Source organism: Nisaea sp. (assembly GCF_034670185.1).
Taxonomy (GTDB): domain Bacteria; phylum Pseudomonadota; class Alphaproteobacteria; order Thalassobaculales; family Thalassobaculaceae; genus Nisaea.
In genome coordinates, this window is record NZ_JAXMNY010000002.1 from 542,970 (window position 1) to 560,167 (window position 17,198).

Genomic DNA, 17,198 nt, shown 5'->3' on the forward strand with positions numbered 1-17,198 from the left:
GCTCAGAAGTCCGGAAATGCCTCGGAGAGCAGACCGCCAAGGCGAACCGGGGCCACGCGGGTGGCGAGGCCGGTGGCATCGTCGCTTTCGATCAGCAGGCCGGAGACCGTCGCCGGGCCTTCGGCGACTTCCAGCCGGGGCCGTCCCCATTTAGACAGGAACCGCTCGACCGGCGCCTCTTTCTGCATGCCGATAACGCCCTCATAGGAGCCGCACATCCCGGCATCGGTCATATAGGCCGTCCCGCCCGGGAGGATCATGTGATCGGCGGTCGGGATATGGGTGTGCGTGCCGACGATGGCGCTGATCCGGCCATCGAGGAAATGGCCTAGCGCCAGCTTTTCCGACGTCGCCTCACCATGCATGTCGATGAAGATGAAGTCGGCGCCGTAACCGAGCGGGCATTCCTCGGCGATCTTCTCCGCGGCAACGAACGGATCATCGCTGGTATCCATGAACAGCCGGAGGATGACATTGGCGACCAGCACATGCCGGCCATCCGCCGTCGGGAACAGACCGCTGCCCTTGCCCGGCGTGTCGGCTGGATAGTTGGCCGGACGCAGCAGACGGGGCTCAGCGTCGAAATAGGTCAGGATCTCGCGCTTGTCGAAAGCATGGTTGCCGGTGGTGATGACATCCGCGCCGGCATCGAACAGTGCCTCGGCGATATCCGGCGTGATGCCGAAACCGCCGGCGGAATTCTCGCCATTCACGATGGCGAAATCGACGGCAAGCTGCTCGCGCAATTCAGGCAGGTGGTTCTGTACCGCCTCGCGCCCGGACCGGCCGACGACGTCACCGAGAAACAGCACTCTCATGCGGGAGATCCTTCGAAATCGGCAAGGCCTGCCTCGGTCAGCATGGCGTCCAGTCTCTGATCCGTGGCATCGCGCGGCACTGCCGGAACCCGCTGCGCCTCGTAGGCGGCGCCGACAGCCCGTACCGGCTTCAGCCCGCGCAGCCGTTCCAGCGTACGATCGTAGAACCCGCCGCCATAGCCGAGGCGGAAACCGGTATCGTCAAACGCGAGCATCGGAACGAGCAGCAGATCCGGCTCAAGCTCCGGTGCACCGACATCAGGCACAAGACCGCCAAGTCCTGCCTTCACCAGGGTCGCACCGGGTCCCCAGAGACGAAATTTCAAAGGCGCGGCTTTCCTGACGACGACCGGCAGCACGATGCGGTAGCCGCGCGCATGCAGGGCCAGCATCAGCGGGCGCGGGTCAATCTCGGTCCGGAAAGGCCAGTAGGCGGCGATAACAGTGGCTTCGGGTGGCAGGGCAATCCCGAGGAAATGATCCCGGATCGCGGCACCGGCAGTTTCGCTCAACGCATCGTGCGCGATACCGCGCTTTGCCTCGATCTCACTGCGCAGGGCCGCTTTATCGGCGGCGAGCGTGTCATTGAGGGGCGTGGATGCAGGCACGAGCGGCTTTCATTTTTGGAGATATGCGGACGGCGCCACCTCGACCGTTGGCCGTTGTAACCCTCTGTGGCCTGCAAAGCAGGTGGGCGCCGCATAACGAGGCCAAGGCCCCGCCAGAGACAGCTCCCGAAGGATCGATTATAGCCCCAGGGATTGTGTGACCTGACAAATCGCGCAGCCACCGTCCACGGGTATATCTAGGCGCGTTCCAGCTGGTCCGCAATGCTCTCGATCCGTCCGGCCATCGCATTGAGGGCCGAGACGATCTTTTCCTCGCCGTCGCCGAGGGACACGGAGCCCCCCTCCGTGGAGACTTCCCGCTCGATCTCGCGCAGATCGACGAGTTCGTCCGCTATCAGCAGGGAGGCCATGACAAGCAGCCGCGTATCGCCGATCTGACCGATCTGACCGACCAGATCCTTCACATGGGAATCGACCATGTTGGCGAGGCTGGCGATCCGGCTTTCCTGACCGTCTTCACAGGCGATCCGGTAATTCTTGCTGTTGATGGTGATTTCGACCTGGGCCAATGAACTATCCTTCCAGCACGAATTTCAGGCGGCCGATGGTCTTGTCCAGCTTCTCGCTGACCTCATCGGTGACCTTGGACAGTTCGGCATATTCCTTTTTCGCCGCATCGAGTTCGGCCTGCAGCTCGGCCGACCGGGAACTGAGTTCGACCGCATGGTGAGCGGCCGTATCCAGCCGCTCAATGGCGGCTTCCAGACGGGCGGCGGCTTCGTCGAGTCGGGACATCCGGTCCGATCCTTCCAACACTTTGGATTCCGGGCATCACGCGCCCGGCGGCAGAAGCATACAAAGCCGGATATCAAGGCGTCAACGCGCGCCCTTTAAGCGGCCCCGACCGCCGCCCTCACCGAGCCGGAAAAGCCCACATGAACTACAGAGTTGACGCGCGCGAGGTGGGACGGCATTTTCACCGCGCCTTTTAAGGGGCTGAGACGGTGTTACTGCGCCCGCCCCGATCATCAGTTGCGGCCTCCCGTCCGGCCCTGTTCCGGAGAAGGGCGCCGCCGAACCCGATTGACGCTCATGAACACGACATCTTCTGATGCAAGCGACGGTACCGGAAGCGCCGTTTCGCACGATATGCTCGCGAATGCGATCCGCGCCCTTTCGATGGACGCGGTGGAAAAGGCCAAGTCCGGCCATCCCGGCATGCCGATGGGCATGGCCGACGTCGCGACCGTGCTGTTTTCCGAATTCCTGAATTTCGATCCGAAGGCACCGAACTGGCCGGACCGCGACCGGTTCATCCTGTCGGCCGGCCACGGCTCGATGCTGATCTATTCGCTGCTGCATCTGACCGGCTACGAAGATGTCACGCTGGACGAGATCAAGAATTTCCGCCAGCTCGGCTCGAAAACACCGGGACATCCGGAATACGGCCACACCGCTGGCGTCGAGACCACGACCGGCCCGCTCGGCCAGGGTCTGGCCAACGGGGTCGGCATGGCGCTTGCCGAGCGCATGAACAATGCCCGCTTCGGCGACGACCTGGTCGATCATTACACCTACGTCATCGCCGGCGATGGCTGCCTGATGGAAGGAATCAGCCACGAGGCCGCCTCCATGGCCGGCCACCTGAAGCTCGGCAAGCTGGTTGTGCTGTTCGACGATAACGGCATCTCCATCGACGGCTCTACCGATCTGTCGGTCTCCGACGATCAACTGATGCGGTTCGAAGCTTATGGCTGGCATGTCAGCCAGGTCGACGGCCACGATGCCGAGGCAGTCTCCGCCGCCATCGAAGCCGCCCGTTCGGACGACCGCCCGTCCCTGGTCGCCTGCCGTACCAAGATCGGCTTCGGTGCCCCGACCAAGGAAGGCAAGTCCTCCTCCCACGGCGCCCCGCTCGGCACCGACGAAATCGCCGGTGCCCGCGAAAATCTCGGCTGGAGCGCCGCGCCGTTCGAAATTCCGGCGGACGTACTGAAAGCCTGGCGCGCCATCGGCGCCGACCGGGCCGAGGCTCATATTGCCTGGACCCAGCGTTACGACACGGCCGAGGCCGAAACCCGGAAGGCTTTCGACGCGGCTCTGTCCGGCAAGCTGCCCGCCGGTGCCGAGGCAGCCATCAAGGAGCTGATCGCCAAGCATGGCGAAGAAAAGCCGAAACTCGCCACCCGCGTCGCTTCCCAGAAGACGCTGGAAGTATTGCAGCCGGCGATCCCGGCACTGGTCGGCGGCTCGGCCGACCTGACCGGCTCCAACAATACCAAGGTTGGCGGACAGGATGCGGTCAGCGCCGGCAGCTATGGCGGCCACTACATCTATTACGGCGTGCGTGAGCATGCCATGGCCGCCGCGATGAACGGCATGGCCCTGCATGGCGGCCTGATCCCCTATGGCGGCACCTTCCTGGTCTTCACCGACTATTGCCGCCCCTCGATCCGGCTCTCCGCCCTGATGGGCCTGCGCGTCATCTATGTCATGACCCATGATTCCATCGGTCTCGGCGAAGACGGCCCAACCCACCAGCCGGTCGAGCATGTGGCGGCGCTCCGGGCCATCCCGAACCTGAACGTGTTCCGCCCGGCGGATGCGATCGAGACGGCGGAATGCTGGCTCGCCGCGCTGCAGGATGAGAATCGCCCGTCCATCCTCGCGCTGACCCGTCAGGGTCTGCCGACGGTGCGCAGCGGTGACACCTCGGAGAACCTGTCGGCCAAGGGCGGCTACGTGCTCTCCGACGCTTCCGGTGATCGCAAGGTAACGATCCTCGCCACCGGCTCCGAGATCGAAATCGCCCTGGAGGCGCAGAAAACCCTGGAAGCCGACGGCGTCACCACGGCCGTGATTTCCATGCCGTCCATGGAGCGCTTCAAGGCCCAGGACGCCGACTATCGCAAAGCCGTGCTCGGCTCCGGCACACTCATGGTCGCGGTCGAGGCGGGTATCCAGCAGTGCTGGGACGGCCTGATCGGGTTCGACGGTATCTTCGTCGGCATGAACTCATTCGGCGCATCCGCGCCAGCTGGCGACCTCTACAAACATTTCGGCATCACCAGCGATGCCGTCGTGTCCGAGGTCAAAAAACGTCTGGGATAATCCCATCTGCGCCGCCCCATCGGGGCGGCGTTCTTGTACGAGAATGATAAATCTGGAGGAAATCTGATGAGCGTCAATGTTGCCATCAACGGGTTCGGGCGGATCGGCCGTCTGGTTCTGAGGGCACTCGCGGAAAGCGGACGGGATGACATCAAGGTCGTCGCCATCAACGATCTGGGTCCGGTCAAGACCAACGCGCATCTTCTGAAGTGGGACAGCAATCACGGCCGCTTCCCGTTCGACGTGACCGTTGGCGAAGACACCATCGATTACGGCAAGGGCCAGATCAAGGTGACTGCCGAGCGTGACCCGGCGAACCTGCCGCACAAGGCACTCGATGTGGATATCGTGCTGGAATGCACCGGCCTCTTCACCAAGCGTGAAGACGCAGCGAAGCACCTCGCGGCCGGCGCCAAGCGCGTCATCATCTCCGCTCCGGGCACCGGTGTGGATCTTACCGTCGTCTATGGCGTGAACCACGACCAGATCACCGCCGAACACACGGTGATCTCGAACGCCTCCTGCACCACCAACTGCCTTGCCCCGGTCGCCTATGTGCTGAACGAAGCCATCGGCATCGAGCATGGCTACATGACCACGATCCATGCTTATACCGGTGACCAGCCGACGCTGGACACCATGCACAAGGATCTCTATCGCGGCCGCGCAGCAGCCAGCTCGATGATCCCGACCACCACCGGCGCCGCCAAGGCTGTCGGCCTGGTGCTGCCGGAATTGGCGGGCAAGCTGGACGGCACCTCCGTCCGCGTGCCGATGGCCAATGTCAGCCTCGTCGACCTGAAGTTCGTGCCGAAGCGCGCGACCAGTGTCGAGGAAGTCAACGCCGCCATCGTCAAGGCTGCCAATGGCAAGCTGAAGGGCATCCTCGGCACCAATGACGAGCCGCTGGTCTCCATCGACTTCAATCACAACCCGAACAGCTCCACCTTCGATCTGGGCCAGACCCAGGTGGTCGAAGGCAAGCTGGTCCGCGTGATGAGCTGGTACGACAACGAATGGGGCTTCTCCAACCGCATGCTGGACACCACCGCAGCGGTTGCGGCGACCCTCTAGAAACTTGAGAGAGAAGGACCGAAGGCGATGAAAATCACCCAACGCGTCAAGCGTATCCTCGATAATTACGAGAGCGATTGCCCGGGCACGAAAGCCAACCTCGCCCGCATCCTGATGCAGGGCAAGCTGGGCGGCACCGGCAAGCTCGTGATCCTGCCGGTCGACCAGGGCTTCGAGCACGGCCCGGCCCGCAGCTTCGCACCGAACCCGGATGCCTATGATCCGCACTACCATTTCAAGCTGGCAATTGATGCCGGTCTCTCCGCTTATGCCGCTCCGCTCGGCATGATCGAGGCCGGTGCAGACACCTTCGCGGGCCAGATCCCGACGATCATGAAGGTGAACAGCTCCAACAGCCTCGCCCGCGACAAGGACGGGCCGAGCCAGGCGATCACCGGCTCCGTGCAGGAAGCCGTGCGTCTCGGTTGCTCCGCCATCGGCTTCACCATCTATCCGGGCTCCGACAATGCCTTCGAGATGATGGGGCAGATCCGGGAAATGGCTGAAGAAGCCAAGGCATACGGCCTCGCGGTCGTGGTCTGGTCCTATCCGCGCGGTGGCGATCTCACCAAGAAGGGCGAAACGGCGGTCGATATCTGCGCCTATGCCGCCCACATGGCCGCCCTGCTCGGCGCCCACATCATCAAGGTGAAGCCGCCGACCGAGCATCTTGAGCTGGACGCCGCCAAGAAGTCCTACGAAGCCAACAAGATCGCCATCGGCACCATGGCCGAGCGCATCGAACATGTTGTGCAGTCCTGCTTCAACGGCCGCCGCATCGTCGTCTTCTCCGGCGGCGAAGCGAAGGATCTGGACGGTCTCTACAACGAGATCCGCGGTCTGCGCGACGGCGGGGCCAACGGCTCCATCATCGGCCGCAACACCTTCCAGCGTCCGCGCGAGGAAGCCATGTCGATGCTGAACACCATCATCGACATCTACAAGGGCAAGGCGTAAACCTCGCCCCATACCGCTTAGACGCGGCGCCCGCTCGAAAGGGCGGGCGCCGTTTTCACATCCAGAGGCAAAAACGATGTCCGCCAAGTCCGAGCCGCGCTGCGAGCTGTACCTGATCACCCCGCCGAAGATCGAGATCGACGCCTTTGCGGAAGACCTCGCTGCCGCCCTTGATGCCGGACCGGTCGCCTGCCTGCAGCTCCGCCTGAAGGAAGTCTCCGACGACGAGATCAAGCGGGCCGCGGAAACGCTTCTGCCGATCTGCCACGAACGCGGCGTGCCGATGCTGTTGAACGACCGCCCGGATCTTGCCCTGCTGACGGGTTGCGATGGAGTCCATGTCGGCCAGCAGGACACTCCCTACAAAGAAGCCCGCCGCATTCTCGGCGACGAGGCCATGATCGGCGTGACCTGCCATAACTCCCTGCATCTGGCGATGGAAGCAGCGGAAGGCGGCGCCGACTACGTCGCCTTCGGCGCGTTCTACCCGACAGAAACCAAGGAAATCCTGCATCACGCCGAAATCGAGACGCTGCAGACTTGGGCCGCCGTCTCCACCATCCCCTGTGTTGCCATCGGCGGTATCAATCTGGAAAACGCGCAGCCGCTAATTGAGGCGGGCGCGGACTTTCTCTGCGTGATTACGGCGGTCTGGAAGCACCCGGAAGGGCCGGCGGCGGCAGTGAAGGCGTTCAACGGGCTGTTCGCAGGCGCAGCCTAAACGATCGAATCCAGGAACGGCCTGCCGTGAACCCAGTTTGGTCAGGCGACAGGAGCGAATAGTCTCAGGACCGAACTTCCGAGGAGCAAAAGATATCCGACGATCAGGCAAACCTCGTCGACCGGCCGCCAGGTGGTGATATCCCGGTTGCCCTTGTCCAACAGAATGTCTTTCACCTCATTCCTGAAGGAGGCCGGGTCGTGCGACAGTGCGTCCTGTACTTTCTGAAGCTTCTTGCGGCGGAAATTGAGCGACCAGACCGGAACGGCGAGGACCGCGATGCCCACCAGCGACATCAGGTTGAGCCACCATTGAATGTCGCTTGCCGACATCAGACGGCTACAGCGTGAATCACCTCGGCAGCAGCGGCAGCAGCGGAAGGGCTCTCCTCGTCTAGATCGAACTCCTGTTCGGAGAAGCTGAACTGCATGTGGCCGCCACATGCAACTACGTACTTCAGCACAGTCTCCAAGGTGGGTAAGGACCCGGTCGGCGCTTCCAGCCGCGAGATCGCGGGCTGCGGCAGGCCGGATGCGGCCTCAACATCCTTCTGTGTCATGTTCCGCTTCTCGCGCAGCGTCCGCAGTGCCATCGCCAAGTTGTACTTCGCGAGATTGCGCTTCTCAATATGGCCTTTAACCACATGGCGCGCGTCCGGACGCAGATCGAGAATGTCCGATTTGAAATCTTTCTTAGCCATGCGACGACTCCCAGCTTGGGTTGATTAGTTTAAAATGGGTCGTAGCCCGGCGCCGACCAGCATCACAGGCCGACGAGTTGCGGCGCAACAGGCCATGGACCACACAGGGCCACGGCCGGTCGCCGGAAATATCCAAGGACACGACGAGCGCGTATTCCGAGCATTTCGGGATCGCCAGGGCGAAAATTTCATAACAGTTCGCCAACAGCCCACATCTTTCATCCAAATCCGGATCACGTTCCTCGAGTTCTTCGAGCAAAAAATAGGCGCCAGCGACGCAGTCCACGGACGGAGACACGAAATCTTCGCGAACCTGCGCACGAAATTCGGGCACCGGTTCAACAGAACGCTTCTCACTCATTCGAGCCTCCGACGAGGCGCACCCAAAATATACCCCTGGAGACATATAACTTCAAGCATATATTCATGTTTTCGCAATCGAACGTCATTAACTCCCCCTTCACCACGATCTCCCGCTAAAAGCGTACAATTTTAGATTTACCCACGCTACCCGAGAATTTTTCACTTTAAATTCCGGCGCGAAAGAAAAAGCGCCCCCCTCAAACCACCTGCATTGTCCCCATCAATAGACACCGCCCCCGCAACCTGATAAAAGCGCGCCGCACCTGACTCAGTGTGCGTCCGCGCGGTTTTGCGCGACGCCGGACACCGCGACAGCTCGACGGACAGAGATATGAAAATCAACGGTAACGCCATCCGCATTGGTAATGTCATCGAACACAAGGACCGCCTCTGGGTCGCCATGAAGACCCAGGCCGTGAAACCCGGCAAGGGCGGCGCCTTCAACCAGGTGGAACTGAAGGACATCCGGTCCGGCACCAAGCTGAACGAGCGGTTCCGTGCCGACGAGCAGGTCGAGCGTGTCCGCCTTGAGCAGCGTCCAGCCCAGTTCCTCTTCGCCGAGGACGAACTGCTGACCTTCATGGACAACGAGACCTACGAGCAGACCCAGATCTCAAAGGACCTGCTCGGCGATAACGTGGTGTTCCTGCAGGACGGCATGGAAGTGCAGATCGAAAGCCATGAAGGCGAGCCGCTTTCCGTGCAGATGCCGGAAACCGTCGTGCTCGAAATCGTCGAGGCCGACGCTGTGGTGAAGGGGCAGACCGCCTCCTCCTCCTACAAGCCGGCAATGCTGGAAAACGGCGTGAAGATCCTGGTGCCGCCACATATCGAAAGCGGCACCCGCGTTGTCGTGCGGACCGAAGACAGCACCTACGTCGAACGCGCCAAAGATTAAGGCTGGCCCAAAAAACCACGGCTGGATGCCGGGATAGCCCGCATCGCCCTGACCCTGTTTGAACTGGAGAGACCATGGCGACCCGTTCGCCCGCAATCAATGTGATGGTGAAGGCCGCCATGAAGGCGACCCGCCAGCTGCTGCATGACTTCAACGAGGTCGAGCAGCTTCAGGTCTCGAAAAAAGGCCCGGCCGATTTCGTCTCCAACGCCGATACCGCTGCGGAAAACACCATCGTCGATATGCTGAAATATGCCCGGCGCGATTACGGCTTCCTGCTCGAGGAAGGCAACGAGATCGAGAGCAAGGACGAGCTGAAGCGGCGCTGGATCATCGATCCGCTGGACGGCACCACCAACTTCCTGCACGGCATCCCGCATTTCGCGATTTCCATCGCGCTTGAGGAAGCCGGCGAGATCGTCTCCGCCATAATCTACGAGCCGACCCGGGACGAGTTGTTCTGGGCCGAAAAGGGCAAGGGCGCGTACCTGAACGACCGCCGCCTGCGTGTTTCGGCACGCCGAAACCTTGAGGACAGCGTTTTCGCCACCGGCATTCCGACCCTCCGCGGCACCGATCACGAGTTCTACCTGAAGCAGCTAGAAGCGGTGATGACCCGCTGCTCCTCCGTGCGCCGTCTCGGTGCAGCCGCGCTCGACCTCGCCTATGTGGCGGCCGGGCGCTATGACGGCTATTGGGAGCGCGGCCTCAGCCCGTGGGATATTGCAGCGGGCCTGCTGATCGTTAAGGAAGCGGGCGGCTATTGCACCGATTACCGGAACCGCGACAAGGCTCTGGAATCCGGCGAGGTCGTTGCCGCCAACGACCAGGTGCACGGCAGGCTTCTGAAAGTGCTGCGGGACGCGACGAAGGCCTGACCAAAATCGAAAGCATGATCTGAAGAGAACTGACCGCGACACCGCTAAGGCGGTTGTCGCGAAAAGGCCTGTTGCGATAAGGTCATCGGTGAGATTAACCCTCCACCCGAGGACGCGCTGACATGGCCGGATCATCTTCCCTGGGCAAACGCCCCGTGTTTCTTATCCTCGCGGGCCTGATCGGGCTGCCGGCCGGGCCGGCGCTGAGCCAGGAAACAATCTATATCGGCGGCACCGGCAGTTCGGTCGAGGTCAATCTCGACGTCCTCGATCAGCTCGGCACGCCGCCGACGGTTCCGCAGATGCTGCAGACCGATATCCGCCGCGGTCAGGCTGCTTCCGGAGCACCGCTGCCCCTGCCGGGCGAAGCGCGCGCGACAGTGTCCCGTGGCGCTCCATTGCCCCCGCCAACAAGGCCGGCCAGCGCCCAAAGCCGCCGCGTGGTCACAGCCGGATCAACCGCGGCACCGCTTGCAGCGGCACCCAGGAAGCCGACAGTGCCGAGCGCGCGCAGCCAGGTCAGTGCCCCGGCTCCGACGACCATAACCCCGCGCGTCCCGGCTCCGGCCCGTGTCACCGCACCGGTCCCGAGTGCTCCGAAGGTAGCCAGGGCTCCGGCCCCGATCGTTGCGCCTCCGGCCAAAGTCGCTATCCAGGCACCGGCTCCGAAAGCTCCTGTCCAAGCACCGAGTAAAGCACCGGAGACGAAGACCACGATCCCGGATATCACGATCCCGGCCGCGCCCAAGGCAACCACACGGACTGCCGCCATCGTTCCGCCGCCGCCGCCCGCTGCCATAACCACGCCGGCCATAACCACACCAACCGTCGACGCGCCGGCGGTTACATCCCCGTCCGCGAAAACGCCGGAACCGGCCAAGCGGGTCGCTTCCGCCTCCCCGGCCCCGAAAGCCACATCTCCCGCACCGAAAGCCTCCAGTGGCAGCGCTATCAGCATTGCCTTCGACACCGACGCCAAATCCCTGCCGGCAAGCGCCAGCGGGACGCTGGGCGAGATTGCGGAGAAAATGAAGGCAGACACGTCGATGCGGATCCAGCTTCTGGCCTATGCCAGTGCCGGCGAGCGCTCCGAAGCCAAGGCCCGGCGGCTCTCCCTGTCCCGCGCCCTTGAGGTCCGCTCCTACCTGATCGGCAAGGGTGTCGCCAGCACGCGGATGGATGTGCGTGCGCTCGGCAACCAGGCGCCTTCGGGCTCCCCCGACCGTGTCGATCTGACTCTGGTCAATCGCTAAGGACACCGACAGGTGTCATCAATCGCCGGAAATCTGCCGCATTTCTCGTCCATAGAACCAAACAGACTACCGGGCATAAGGCTTAAGCGGCCGTGCCCGGCCACAATCAGGGGATCGATCAGGTGACCAAACCAACGCGTTTTCTCGTCCGGATGGCGATCTTTCTGGCGCTTGTCACCGTGGTCGCGGTGCTTCTGGTCGGCGCGTTGCTGGACGCCTTCATGGCGAATGCCGCGCTGAACGGCATGATCCTGGCAACACTGGTCATCGGTATCCTCTATGTCGTCCGGCAGGTCATGTCGCTCGGCCCCGAAGTCGCCTGGATCGAATCCTATCGGTCCGGTCAGCCCGGCCTCTCCATGCAGCAGGCGCCGGCCCTGCTGGCGCCGGTCGCCACCATGCTGGGCGAACGCCGGGACGACCGGGTCAGCCTGTCCGCCATGTCCCTGCGCTCCCTGCTCGACAGCATCGATTCCCGGCTCGCGGAAAGCCGAGACATTTCCCGCTATATCGTCGGCCTGCTGATCTTCCTCGGCCTGCTCGGCACCTTCTGGGGCCTGCTGCAGACAGTCGGCGCGGTCGGCACCGTAATCGGCAGTCTCAGTATCGAGAGTGGCGATATCGGCAGCGTCTTCGGCGATCTGAAGACCGGGCTGGAATCCCCTCTGAACGGCATGGCAACCGCCTTCAGCTCCTCCCTCTTCGGTCTCGCCGGCTCGCTCGTCCTCGGCTTCATGGAGCTGCAACTCGGCCAGGCCCAGAACCGGTTTTACAACGATCTCGAAGAATGGCTGTCGGGCCTGACCCGACTCAGCTCCGGTGGCGGCGTACTCGCGGACGGAGAACATTCCGCCAGCGCCTACCAGACCGCGCTTTGGGAACAGACGGCGGACAGTCTCGACAAGCTGCAGCGGGTCATCCTGCGCAGCGAGGATGACCGCCGGCAGGCCAACACCAACCTGATGTCCCTGAACGAGAAGCTCGGCACCCTGGTCGAGCAGATGCGCAGCGATCAGGACCTGATGCGGAAGATCGGCGAGGCCCAGTTGGAGATCCGGCCGGTGCTGGCAAAAATCGCGGAAGGCCAGACAAGCGGCCGGGATGAGCTTATGCGCAGCCATCTGCGCAATATCGAGGCTTATGTTGCCCGTCTGGTCGAGGAAAGCTCCGAGGGCCGGAACCGCACCGTGGAGGAAATCCGCCAGGAGATCCGGCTGGTCGCCCGGACCATCGCGGCGCTCGCCGAAGAAGAACGCTAGGAGAGCGCGGCCATGTCCGCCCGCAGCCGCGCCTCGACGCGCGAAACCAATATCTGGCCGGGGTTCGTCGACGCCCTCGCCACCCTGCTGATGGTCATCATCTTCGTGCTGATGGTGTTCATCGTCTCGCAATTCTACCTGACCCAGGCGCTGTCCGGCCGGGACGAGGCCCTGCACCGACTGGAAGCCCAGATCTCCGAGCTTTCCGAGCTGCTCAATCTGGAGAAGGAAACCAACACCGAACTCCGCCTCAATGTCGCCCAGCTCTCGACCGAGCTGCAGGCCTCCATCTCCCGCCGCGATGCGTTGAGCCAACAGGTCACCCAGCTGGTCTCCCAGCGCGATCAGCTTGAGGATCGGCTGGCCGCTGCCGTGCACGACCGGGCAAGCATGACGCAGCGCCTGAGCGAGCTAGAGAACGGCCGGGCCGGGCTCGAAGAGCGGCTGACGGAAGTCCTCAGCGAGCGCGATGCCCTGATGGCCAAGCTGCGCTCCGTCGAAAACGACATGGCGATCGCCAAAGCCGAGCGGGACGAAGTCACGGCCGGGCTCGAGGATGCCTTCAAGGTGATCCAGGCGGACCGGGAAACCATCACCACCCAGTTGAAGGATCTGGAGAGCCTGCGCCGCGATCTGGTCGCCCTGAAACAGGCCCGCCGGAATTTGGAAGCAGAAGTCGCCGACCTGGCCTCCCAAAAGCTCGCCCTGCAGAAGACCCTGAGCCAGAGTGAACAAGACCGCGAGACAGCGGAACTCAGTGCCGAGGAACGCAAACTGAGGATCGACGCGCTGGTCGCCGAGATGACCCAGGTCCGGGATCGCAGCAAAGAGCTGACAGCACAGCTCAACGAAAGCGAAGAGCGCACTCTGCTGCAACAGAAGGACATCGCCGAGCGCGATATCCGGCTGGCCGAGCTAACCGCCAATTTCTACGATACCGCCTCCGCACTCGGTGCCGAGAAGGAAATTTCCTCCAAGGCGCAGGAAGCGGTCGCCCTGCTGAACCGGCAGATGCGAGCGCTTCGTGAACAGCTGCTTGCGCTGCAGGAGGCGATGGACGCGCTTGAGGCGAAGAACAAGGAACAGAATGTCGAGATCGTCGATCTCGGCGCCAAGCTAAACCGGGCGCTCGCGACTAAAGTTCAGGAACTGGCGAAATTCCGCTCCGAGTTTTTCGGCCGCCTGCGCGAGGTGCTGAACGACCGGCAGGGCATCCGCATCGTCGGCGACCGTTTCGTCTTCCAGTCCGAAGTGCTGTTCGACAGCGGCTCGGACCAGATCGGCCCGGCGGGCGAAATCCAGCTCCGCCAGTTCGCCGACGAGCTGAAGGATATCGCCGCCAAGATCCCGAAAGGCATCGACTGGATCCTGCAGGTCGAGGGCCACACGGACCCGGTGCCGATCTTCAACGAGCGTTTCAAGAACAACTGGGACCTCTCCGCAGCCCGCGCCATCTCGGTCGTGCAGACGCTGATCTCGGAAGGCATCCCGGCGAGCAAACTCTCCGCCACCGGCTACGGCGAATTCCAGCCGATCGACGAGCGCAAGGACGAGATCGGCAACCGCCGGAACCGCCGCATCGAGATGAAGCTGACACAGCGGTAGCCGCTTATTTCAACTCATCATAACCGTCATTCGCGCGAAAGCGGTGACCTAGGCGATCGTAAAATGCCGCACGTCTTCCCTGGGTCCCCACGTGCGGCGGGATGACGACAGAAAGGGTGGACAGGAAGAACTACTCCGCCGAAATCGCCATCCCCGCCGCCGCGGAATCCGCGAATTGCAGCTCGGCGAGATGCCGATAGAGCGGGTTGCTTTCCAGCAGCTCGGAATGCTTGCCCTCGGCGATGAGGCGGCCGTCTTCCAGCACCAGGATGCGGTCGGCCTTTAGTACCGTCGCGAGCCTATGCGCAATCACAAGCGTGGTCCGGCCCGGCATGATGGCTTCGAGCGCCTTCTGCACGGCTCGCTCGCTTTCGGCGTCGAGCGCGCTCGTCGCCTCGTCCAGTAGCAGAATGACCGGATCGCGCAGAATGGCGCGGGCAATGGCGATGCGCTGGCGCTGGCCTCCGGAGAGGCGCACGCCTTTTTCGCCGAGATGGGTCTGGAACCCTTCCGGCAGCGCCTCGATGAAGCTTTTCGCATTGGCGGCTTCGGCGGCGGCGATCACGTCGGCATCGGCGGCATCGGGGCGGCCGTAGCGGATATTCTCCATCGCATTGTCGGAGAAGATCACCGGCTCCTGCGGCACCATCCCGATCAGGGAGCGAAAGGCGCGCGGGTCGGCTTCGGTCAGATCGACACCGTCAATCCGGATATGCCCCGCCTGCGGATCGTAGAAGCGCAGCAGAAGCTGAAAGATCGTCGACTTCCCCGCACCTGAAGGCCCAACGATGGCGACACGCTCGCCAGGCTTCACCGACGCGGTGAAACCGCTGAGCGACGGGGTATCCGAGCGGGCCGGGTATGAGAAATCGACATCCTCGAAGCTGACCAGCCCCTTTGCCGGATCGGTCAGGGGAACAGGATTGGCCGGTGCGGAGACGTCGCTCTCCGCCTGCAGGAGGCCCATCAGACGCTCCATGGCGCCCGCGGCCCGCTGCAGGTCGCCAAGGACCTCTGAGAGCGCTCCCGTGGAGCCTGCGACGACAGCGGCATAGAAGACGAAGGCGGAAAGCTCGCCGGCACTGATCCGTCCGGCCAGAACATCCCTGCCGCCGATCCACAGAATGACGGCGATGGAGCCGAACACCAGCGAGATGACGATAGCGGTCAGGGCCGCACGGGCCCGGATCCGGCCGAGGGCGGCATTCAGCGCATTCTCGACCCGGGTACCGAACCGTTCCCGGTCCACCGGCTCATGGGCGAAGGCCTGCACGGCGCGGATGCCGTAAAGCGTTTCCTCCGCATAGGAGCCGAGATCGGCCACCCTGTCCTGAGTATCGCGGGAAAGCCGCCGCACCTTGCGGCCAAGCACGATGATCGGAATCACCACGATGGGAACGACCAGCAGGACATAGCCGGACAGCTTGGCGCTGGTGATCAGCAGCATGACCAGCGCGCCGGCGAACAACAGCGTGTTGCGCAGGGCGATGGAGACGGAGGAGCCGACCACGGTCTGCACCAGCGTGGTGTCCGTCGCAAGACGAGACAAAAGCTCGCCCGTGCGCGTGGTCTCGAAGAAGCCGGGGCTCAGGGAGATCACGTGATTGAAAACCGCCTTGCGGATATCGGCCACCACACGCTCGCCGATCCAGGAGACCAGAAAGAACCGCGCATAGCTTGAGCCGGCCAGCAGAACCACCACCCCCATGAGGACGATCACCGCTCGGTCCAGCAGCGCCGGATCGCCCGCCGAGAACCCCTTGTCGACCAGCAGGCGGAGCCCGTTGCCCATGGCCAGCACGGTGACGGCGGCGACGATCAGCGCAACCGCCGCACCCGCGACCTGCAACCGGTAGGGCCGGACGAATGGCATCAAAGCCCTCAAGGGGCCAAGATTGCGCCGGCTATTCTGTTCGCTCATATCGGATTCCCGTAAAAACAGGTCCCTTCGCCCTTGCGCTCGGTCCCTGTCTCCTTTATATCGTCGCGCTCTTATTCACGGATTGATACCCGCGCCCATCAACGCTCGGGGGCAGGAGTACGAAAAATGAAGGCTGATATCCATCCCGAATATCACGCGATCACAGTCGTGATGACCGATGGCACCGAATACCAGACCCAGTCGACCTGGGGTAAAGAGGGCGACACGCTTCGGCTCGAAATCGACCCGCTGACCCATCCGGCTTGGACTGGCCAGCACCGGATCCTCGACAGCGGTGGTCAGGTTGCGCGCTTCAACAAGCGCTTCGCCAACCTCGGTATTTAAGACCAATTGCCGCAGGCTTCGGCCGGCGGGAACTGAAACGGGCGTCCTTCGGGGCGCCCGTTTTCGTTTGCGTATTTTTACCTCTTGAATCCGATTTTCCCCTTTCCCACGTTCTGGTCAGGCGTCGTTGCCGGTTTCGGGACGATGTCTCTGTAACGCCACCCGGCCAGATATATGGCGGGTGACAAATTGACGACCATGTTGCTTGGAAAGGATATGGACCCTATGCGTACGATCGATTTTTCCCCGATGTTCCGTAATTCCGTCGGTTTCGACCGCATGGCGCAGCTTGCCGATACGGCGCTTCGCACCACTGCGGCCGGTAATCAGACGACCTACCCGCCTTACAATATCGAGAAGGTCAGCGATGACGACTACCGGATCTCGATGGCGGTCGCCGGATTCGCCGAACAGGATATCGACGTCACCGTGAACCAGAATTCCCTCATTATCACCGGTAAGGTCGAAAAGTCCGACGACGGTGAGAATCGGGAGTTCCTGCATCGCGGCATCGCCGAACGCGCCTTCGAGCGTCGGTTCGAGCTTGCCGATTTCATCAAGGTGACCGGCGCCAACCTGGAGAATGGACTGCTCCATGTCTCCCTCGTGCGCGAAATCCCCGAAGAGGCGAAACCGCGCAAGATTGAAGTGCGCCCGTCTGTGAAGGCGATTGAAGGCAAGAAAGCGGCGTAACCCCCACCGCTTTTCTGACTTCCGAATGAAGAA

19 protein-coding genes and 1 other RNA gene are annotated in these 17,198 nt (G+C 62.7%); 11 read left to right on the forward strand and 9 right to left on the reverse strand.

Going from position 1 to position 17,198, the window contains the following annotated elements:
* Positions 1 to 2 precede the first annotated feature (2 nt).
* From VOI22_RS12160 to VOI22_RS12180, 5 genes are all read right to left on the reverse strand, one after another.
* On the reverse strand, positions 3 to 818 hold the full coding sequence (locus VOI22_RS12160; protein ID WP_323796745.1) for a TIGR00282 family metallophosphoesterase: 816 nt from the start codon (positions 816 to 818) through the stop codon (positions 3 to 5).
* Entirely contained in the window at positions 815 to 1,426 is a 612-nt protein-coding gene (locus tag VOI22_RS12165) for a 5-formyltetrahydrofolate cyclo-ligase (RefSeq protein ID WP_323796746.1), read from the reverse strand. The genes VOI22_RS12160 and VOI22_RS12165 overlap by 4 nt, the downstream gene beginning before the upstream one ends.
* Before the next feature lie 28 nt (positions 1,427 to 1,454).
* A non-coding RNA gene (gene ssrS / locus VOI22_RS12170) (6S RNA) lies at positions 1,455 to 1,610 on the reverse strand.
* Positions 1,611 to 1,623: 13 nt separating this feature from the next.
* The gene (locus VOI22_RS12175) at positions 1,624 to 1,956 is read right to left on the reverse strand and encodes a cell division protein ZapA (RefSeq protein ID WP_323796747.1); all 333 of its coding nucleotides are present in this window, start codon (positions 1,954 to 1,956) and stop codon (positions 1,624 to 1,626) included.
* 4 nt (positions 1,957 to 1,960) lie between these two features.
* Complete coding sequence (locus VOI22_RS12180) at positions 1,961 to 2,182, reverse strand: hypothetical protein (protein WP_028467687.1); 222 nt, start codon at positions 2,180 to 2,182, stop codon at positions 1,961 to 1,963.
* 297 nt (positions 2,183 to 2,479) lie between these two features.
* Here VOI22_RS12180 and tkt point away from each other — a divergent pair, with 297 nt between their 5' ends.
* From tkt to thiE, 4 genes are all read left to right on the forward strand, one after another.
* A complete protein-coding gene (gene tkt, locus VOI22_RS12185) occupies positions 2,480 to 4,498 on the forward strand; it encodes a transketolase (protein ID WP_323796748.1) in 2,019 nt (672 codons plus the stop codon).
* A gap of 66 nt (positions 4,499 to 4,564) precedes the next feature.
* Positions 4,565 to 5,572 carry a type I glyceraldehyde-3-phosphate dehydrogenase gene (gene gap, locus VOI22_RS12190; RefSeq protein ID WP_323796749.1) on the forward strand — a complete coding sequence of 336 codons (1,008 nt, stop codon included), beginning with the start codon at positions 4,565 to 4,567 and terminating at the stop codon, positions 5,570 to 5,572.
* A gap of 27 nt (positions 5,573 to 5,599) precedes the next feature.
* Entirely contained in the window at positions 5,600 to 6,529 is a 930-nt protein-coding gene (locus tag VOI22_RS12195; protein ID WP_323796750.1) for a class I fructose-bisphosphate aldolase, read from the forward strand.
* A 76-nt stretch (positions 6,530 to 6,605) separates the two neighbouring features.
* A complete protein-coding gene (gene thiE / locus VOI22_RS12200) occupies positions 6,606 to 7,250 on the forward strand; it encodes a thiamine phosphate synthase (RefSeq protein ID WP_323796751.1) in 645 nt (214 codons plus the stop codon).
* A 41-nt stretch (positions 7,251 to 7,291) separates the two neighbouring features.
* Here thiE and VOI22_RS12205 read toward each other — a convergent pair whose 3' ends face one another.
* Genes VOI22_RS12205 through VOI22_RS12215 form a run of 3 tightly spaced genes read right to left on the reverse strand, consistent with a single transcriptional unit; the run spans position 7,292 to position 8,311 of the window.
* The gene (locus VOI22_RS12205; protein ID WP_323796752.1) at positions 7,292 to 7,582 is read right to left on the reverse strand and encodes a hypothetical protein; all 291 of its coding nucleotides are present in this window, start codon (positions 7,580 to 7,582) and stop codon (positions 7,292 to 7,294) included.
* The gene (locus VOI22_RS12210; protein WP_323796753.1) at positions 7,582 to 7,950 is read right to left on the reverse strand and encodes a helix-turn-helix transcriptional regulator; all 369 of its coding nucleotides are present in this window, start codon (positions 7,948 to 7,950) and stop codon (positions 7,582 to 7,584) included. Before VOI22_RS12210 ends, VOI22_RS12205 begins: the two co-directional genes overlap by 1 nt.
* Complete coding sequence (locus VOI22_RS12215) at positions 7,943 to 8,311, reverse strand: hypothetical protein (RefSeq protein ID WP_323796754.1); 369 nt, start codon at positions 8,309 to 8,311, stop codon at positions 7,943 to 7,945. Before VOI22_RS12215 ends, VOI22_RS12210 begins: the two co-directional genes overlap by 8 nt.
* Before the next feature lie 333 nt (positions 8,312 to 8,644).
* Between VOI22_RS12215 and efp the strand changes: the two genes are divergently transcribed.
* The 5 genes from efp (at position 8,645) to VOI22_RS12240 (ending at position 14,206) form a co-directional block, all read left to right on the forward strand.
* Positions 8,645 to 9,211: an elongation factor P gene (efp, locus tag VOI22_RS12220; RefSeq protein ID WP_323796755.1), complete on the forward strand. Its 567-nt coding sequence runs from the start codon at positions 8,645 to 8,647 to the stop codon at positions 9,209 to 9,211.
* Positions 9,212 to 9,285: 74 nt separating this feature from the next.
* Positions 9,286 to 10,089 carry an inositol monophosphatase family protein gene (locus VOI22_RS12225; protein WP_323796756.1) on the forward strand — a complete coding sequence of 268 codons (804 nt, stop codon included), beginning with the start codon at positions 9,286 to 9,288 and terminating at the stop codon, positions 10,087 to 10,089.
* A 122-nt stretch (positions 10,090 to 10,211) separates the two neighbouring features.
* Complete coding sequence (locus VOI22_RS12230; protein ID WP_323796757.1) at positions 10,212 to 11,342, forward strand: OmpA family protein; 1,131 nt, start codon at positions 10,212 to 10,214, stop codon at positions 11,340 to 11,342.
* A gap of 122 nt (positions 11,343 to 11,464) precedes the next feature.
* Positions 11,465 to 12,601 carry a hypothetical protein gene (locus tag VOI22_RS12235; protein WP_028467677.1) on the forward strand — a complete coding sequence of 379 codons (1,137 nt, stop codon included), beginning with the start codon at positions 11,465 to 11,467 and terminating at the stop codon, positions 12,599 to 12,601.
* A 12-nt stretch (positions 12,602 to 12,613) separates the two neighbouring features.
* The gene (locus tag VOI22_RS12240; RefSeq protein ID WP_323796758.1) at positions 12,614 to 14,206 is read left to right on the forward strand and encodes an OmpA family protein; all 1,593 of its coding nucleotides are present in this window, start codon (positions 12,614 to 12,616) and stop codon (positions 14,204 to 14,206) included.
* Positions 14,207 to 14,336: 130 nt separating this feature from the next.
* Here the strand turns inward: VOI22_RS12240 and VOI22_RS12245 are convergent, their stop codons facing one another.
* Positions 14,337 to 16,127 carry an ABC transporter transmembrane domain-containing protein gene (locus VOI22_RS12245; RefSeq protein ID WP_323796759.1) on the reverse strand — a complete coding sequence of 597 codons (1,791 nt, stop codon included), beginning with the start codon at positions 16,125 to 16,127 and terminating at the stop codon, positions 14,337 to 14,339.
* 126 nt (positions 16,128 to 16,253) lie between these two features.
* On the opposite strand from VOI22_RS12245, the gene rpmE reads away from it, so the two are divergent.
* Both rpmE and VOI22_RS12255 read left to right on the forward strand, forming a co-directional pair.
* Positions 16,254 to 16,472, forward strand: a complete 219-nt coding sequence (gene rpmE, locus VOI22_RS12250) for a 50S ribosomal protein L31 (protein WP_323796760.1) — start codon at positions 16,254 to 16,256, stop codon at positions 16,470 to 16,472.
* 225 nt (positions 16,473 to 16,697) lie between these two features.
* A complete protein-coding gene (locus tag VOI22_RS12255) occupies positions 16,698 to 17,165 on the forward strand; it encodes an Hsp20 family protein (protein ID WP_323796761.1) in 468 nt (155 codons plus the stop codon).
* Positions 17,166 to 17,198: the final 33 nt, after the last annotated feature.

Bases quoted from the DNA above. Each gene is read 5' to 3' on its own strand.
- VOI22_RS12195 (WP_323796750.1), top strand. From the start codon at position 5,600: ATGAAAATCACCCAACGCGTCAAGCGTATCCTCGATAATTACGAGAGC.
- VOI22_RS12205 (WP_323796752.1), bottom strand. From the start codon at position 7,582: ATGTCGGCAAGCGACATTCAATGGTGGCTCAACCTGATGTCGCTGGTG.
- VOI22_RS12230 (WP_323796757.1), top strand. From the start codon at position 10,212: ATGGCCGGATCATCTTCCCTGGGCAAACGCCCCGTGTTTCTTATCCTC.
- VOI22_RS12240 (WP_323796758.1), top strand. From the start codon at position 12,614: ATGTCCGCCCGCAGCCGCGCCTCGACGCGCGAAACCAATATCTGGCCG.
- VOI22_RS12215 (WP_323796754.1), bottom strand. From the start codon at position 8,311: ATGAGTGAGAAGCGTTCTGTTGAACCGGTGCCCGAATTTCGTGCGCAG.
- VOI22_RS12245 (WP_323796759.1), bottom strand. From the start codon at position 16,127: ATGAGCGAACAGAATAGCCGGCGCAATCTTGGCCCCTTGAGGGCTTTG.
- efp (WP_323796755.1), top strand. From the start codon at position 8,645: ATGAAAATCAACGGTAACGCCATCCGCATTGGTAATGTCATCGAACAC.
- VOI22_RS12180 (WP_028467687.1), bottom strand. From the start codon at position 2,182: ATGTCCCGACTCGACGAAGCCGCCGCCCGTCTGGAAGCCGCCATTGAG.
- VOI22_RS12160 (WP_323796745.1), bottom strand. From the start codon at position 818: ATGAGAGTGCTGTTTCTCGGTGACGTCGTCGGCCGGTCCGGGCGCGAG.
- VOI22_RS12210 (WP_323796753.1), bottom strand. From the start codon at position 7,950: ATGGCTAAGAAAGATTTCAAATCGGACATTCTCGATCTGCGTCCGGAC.
- VOI22_RS12225 (WP_323796756.1), top strand. From the start codon at position 9,286: ATGGCGACCCGTTCGCCCGCAATCAATGTGATGGTGAAGGCCGCCATG.
- VOI22_RS12255 (WP_323796761.1), top strand. From the start codon at position 16,698: ATGCGTACGATCGATTTTTCCCCGATGTTCCGTAATTCCGTCGGTTTC.
- gap (WP_323796749.1), top strand. From the start codon at position 4,565: ATGAGCGTCAATGTTGCCATCAACGGGTTCGGGCGGATCGGCCGTCTG.
- rpmE (WP_323796760.1), top strand. From the start codon at position 16,254: ATGAAGGCTGATATCCATCCCGAATATCACGCGATCACAGTCGTGATG.
- tkt (WP_323796748.1), top strand. From the start codon at position 2,480: ATGAACACGACATCTTCTGATGCAAGCGACGGTACCGGAAGCGCCGTT.
- thiE (WP_323796751.1), top strand. From the start codon at position 6,606: ATGTCCGCCAAGTCCGAGCCGCGCTGCGAGCTGTACCTGATCACCCCG.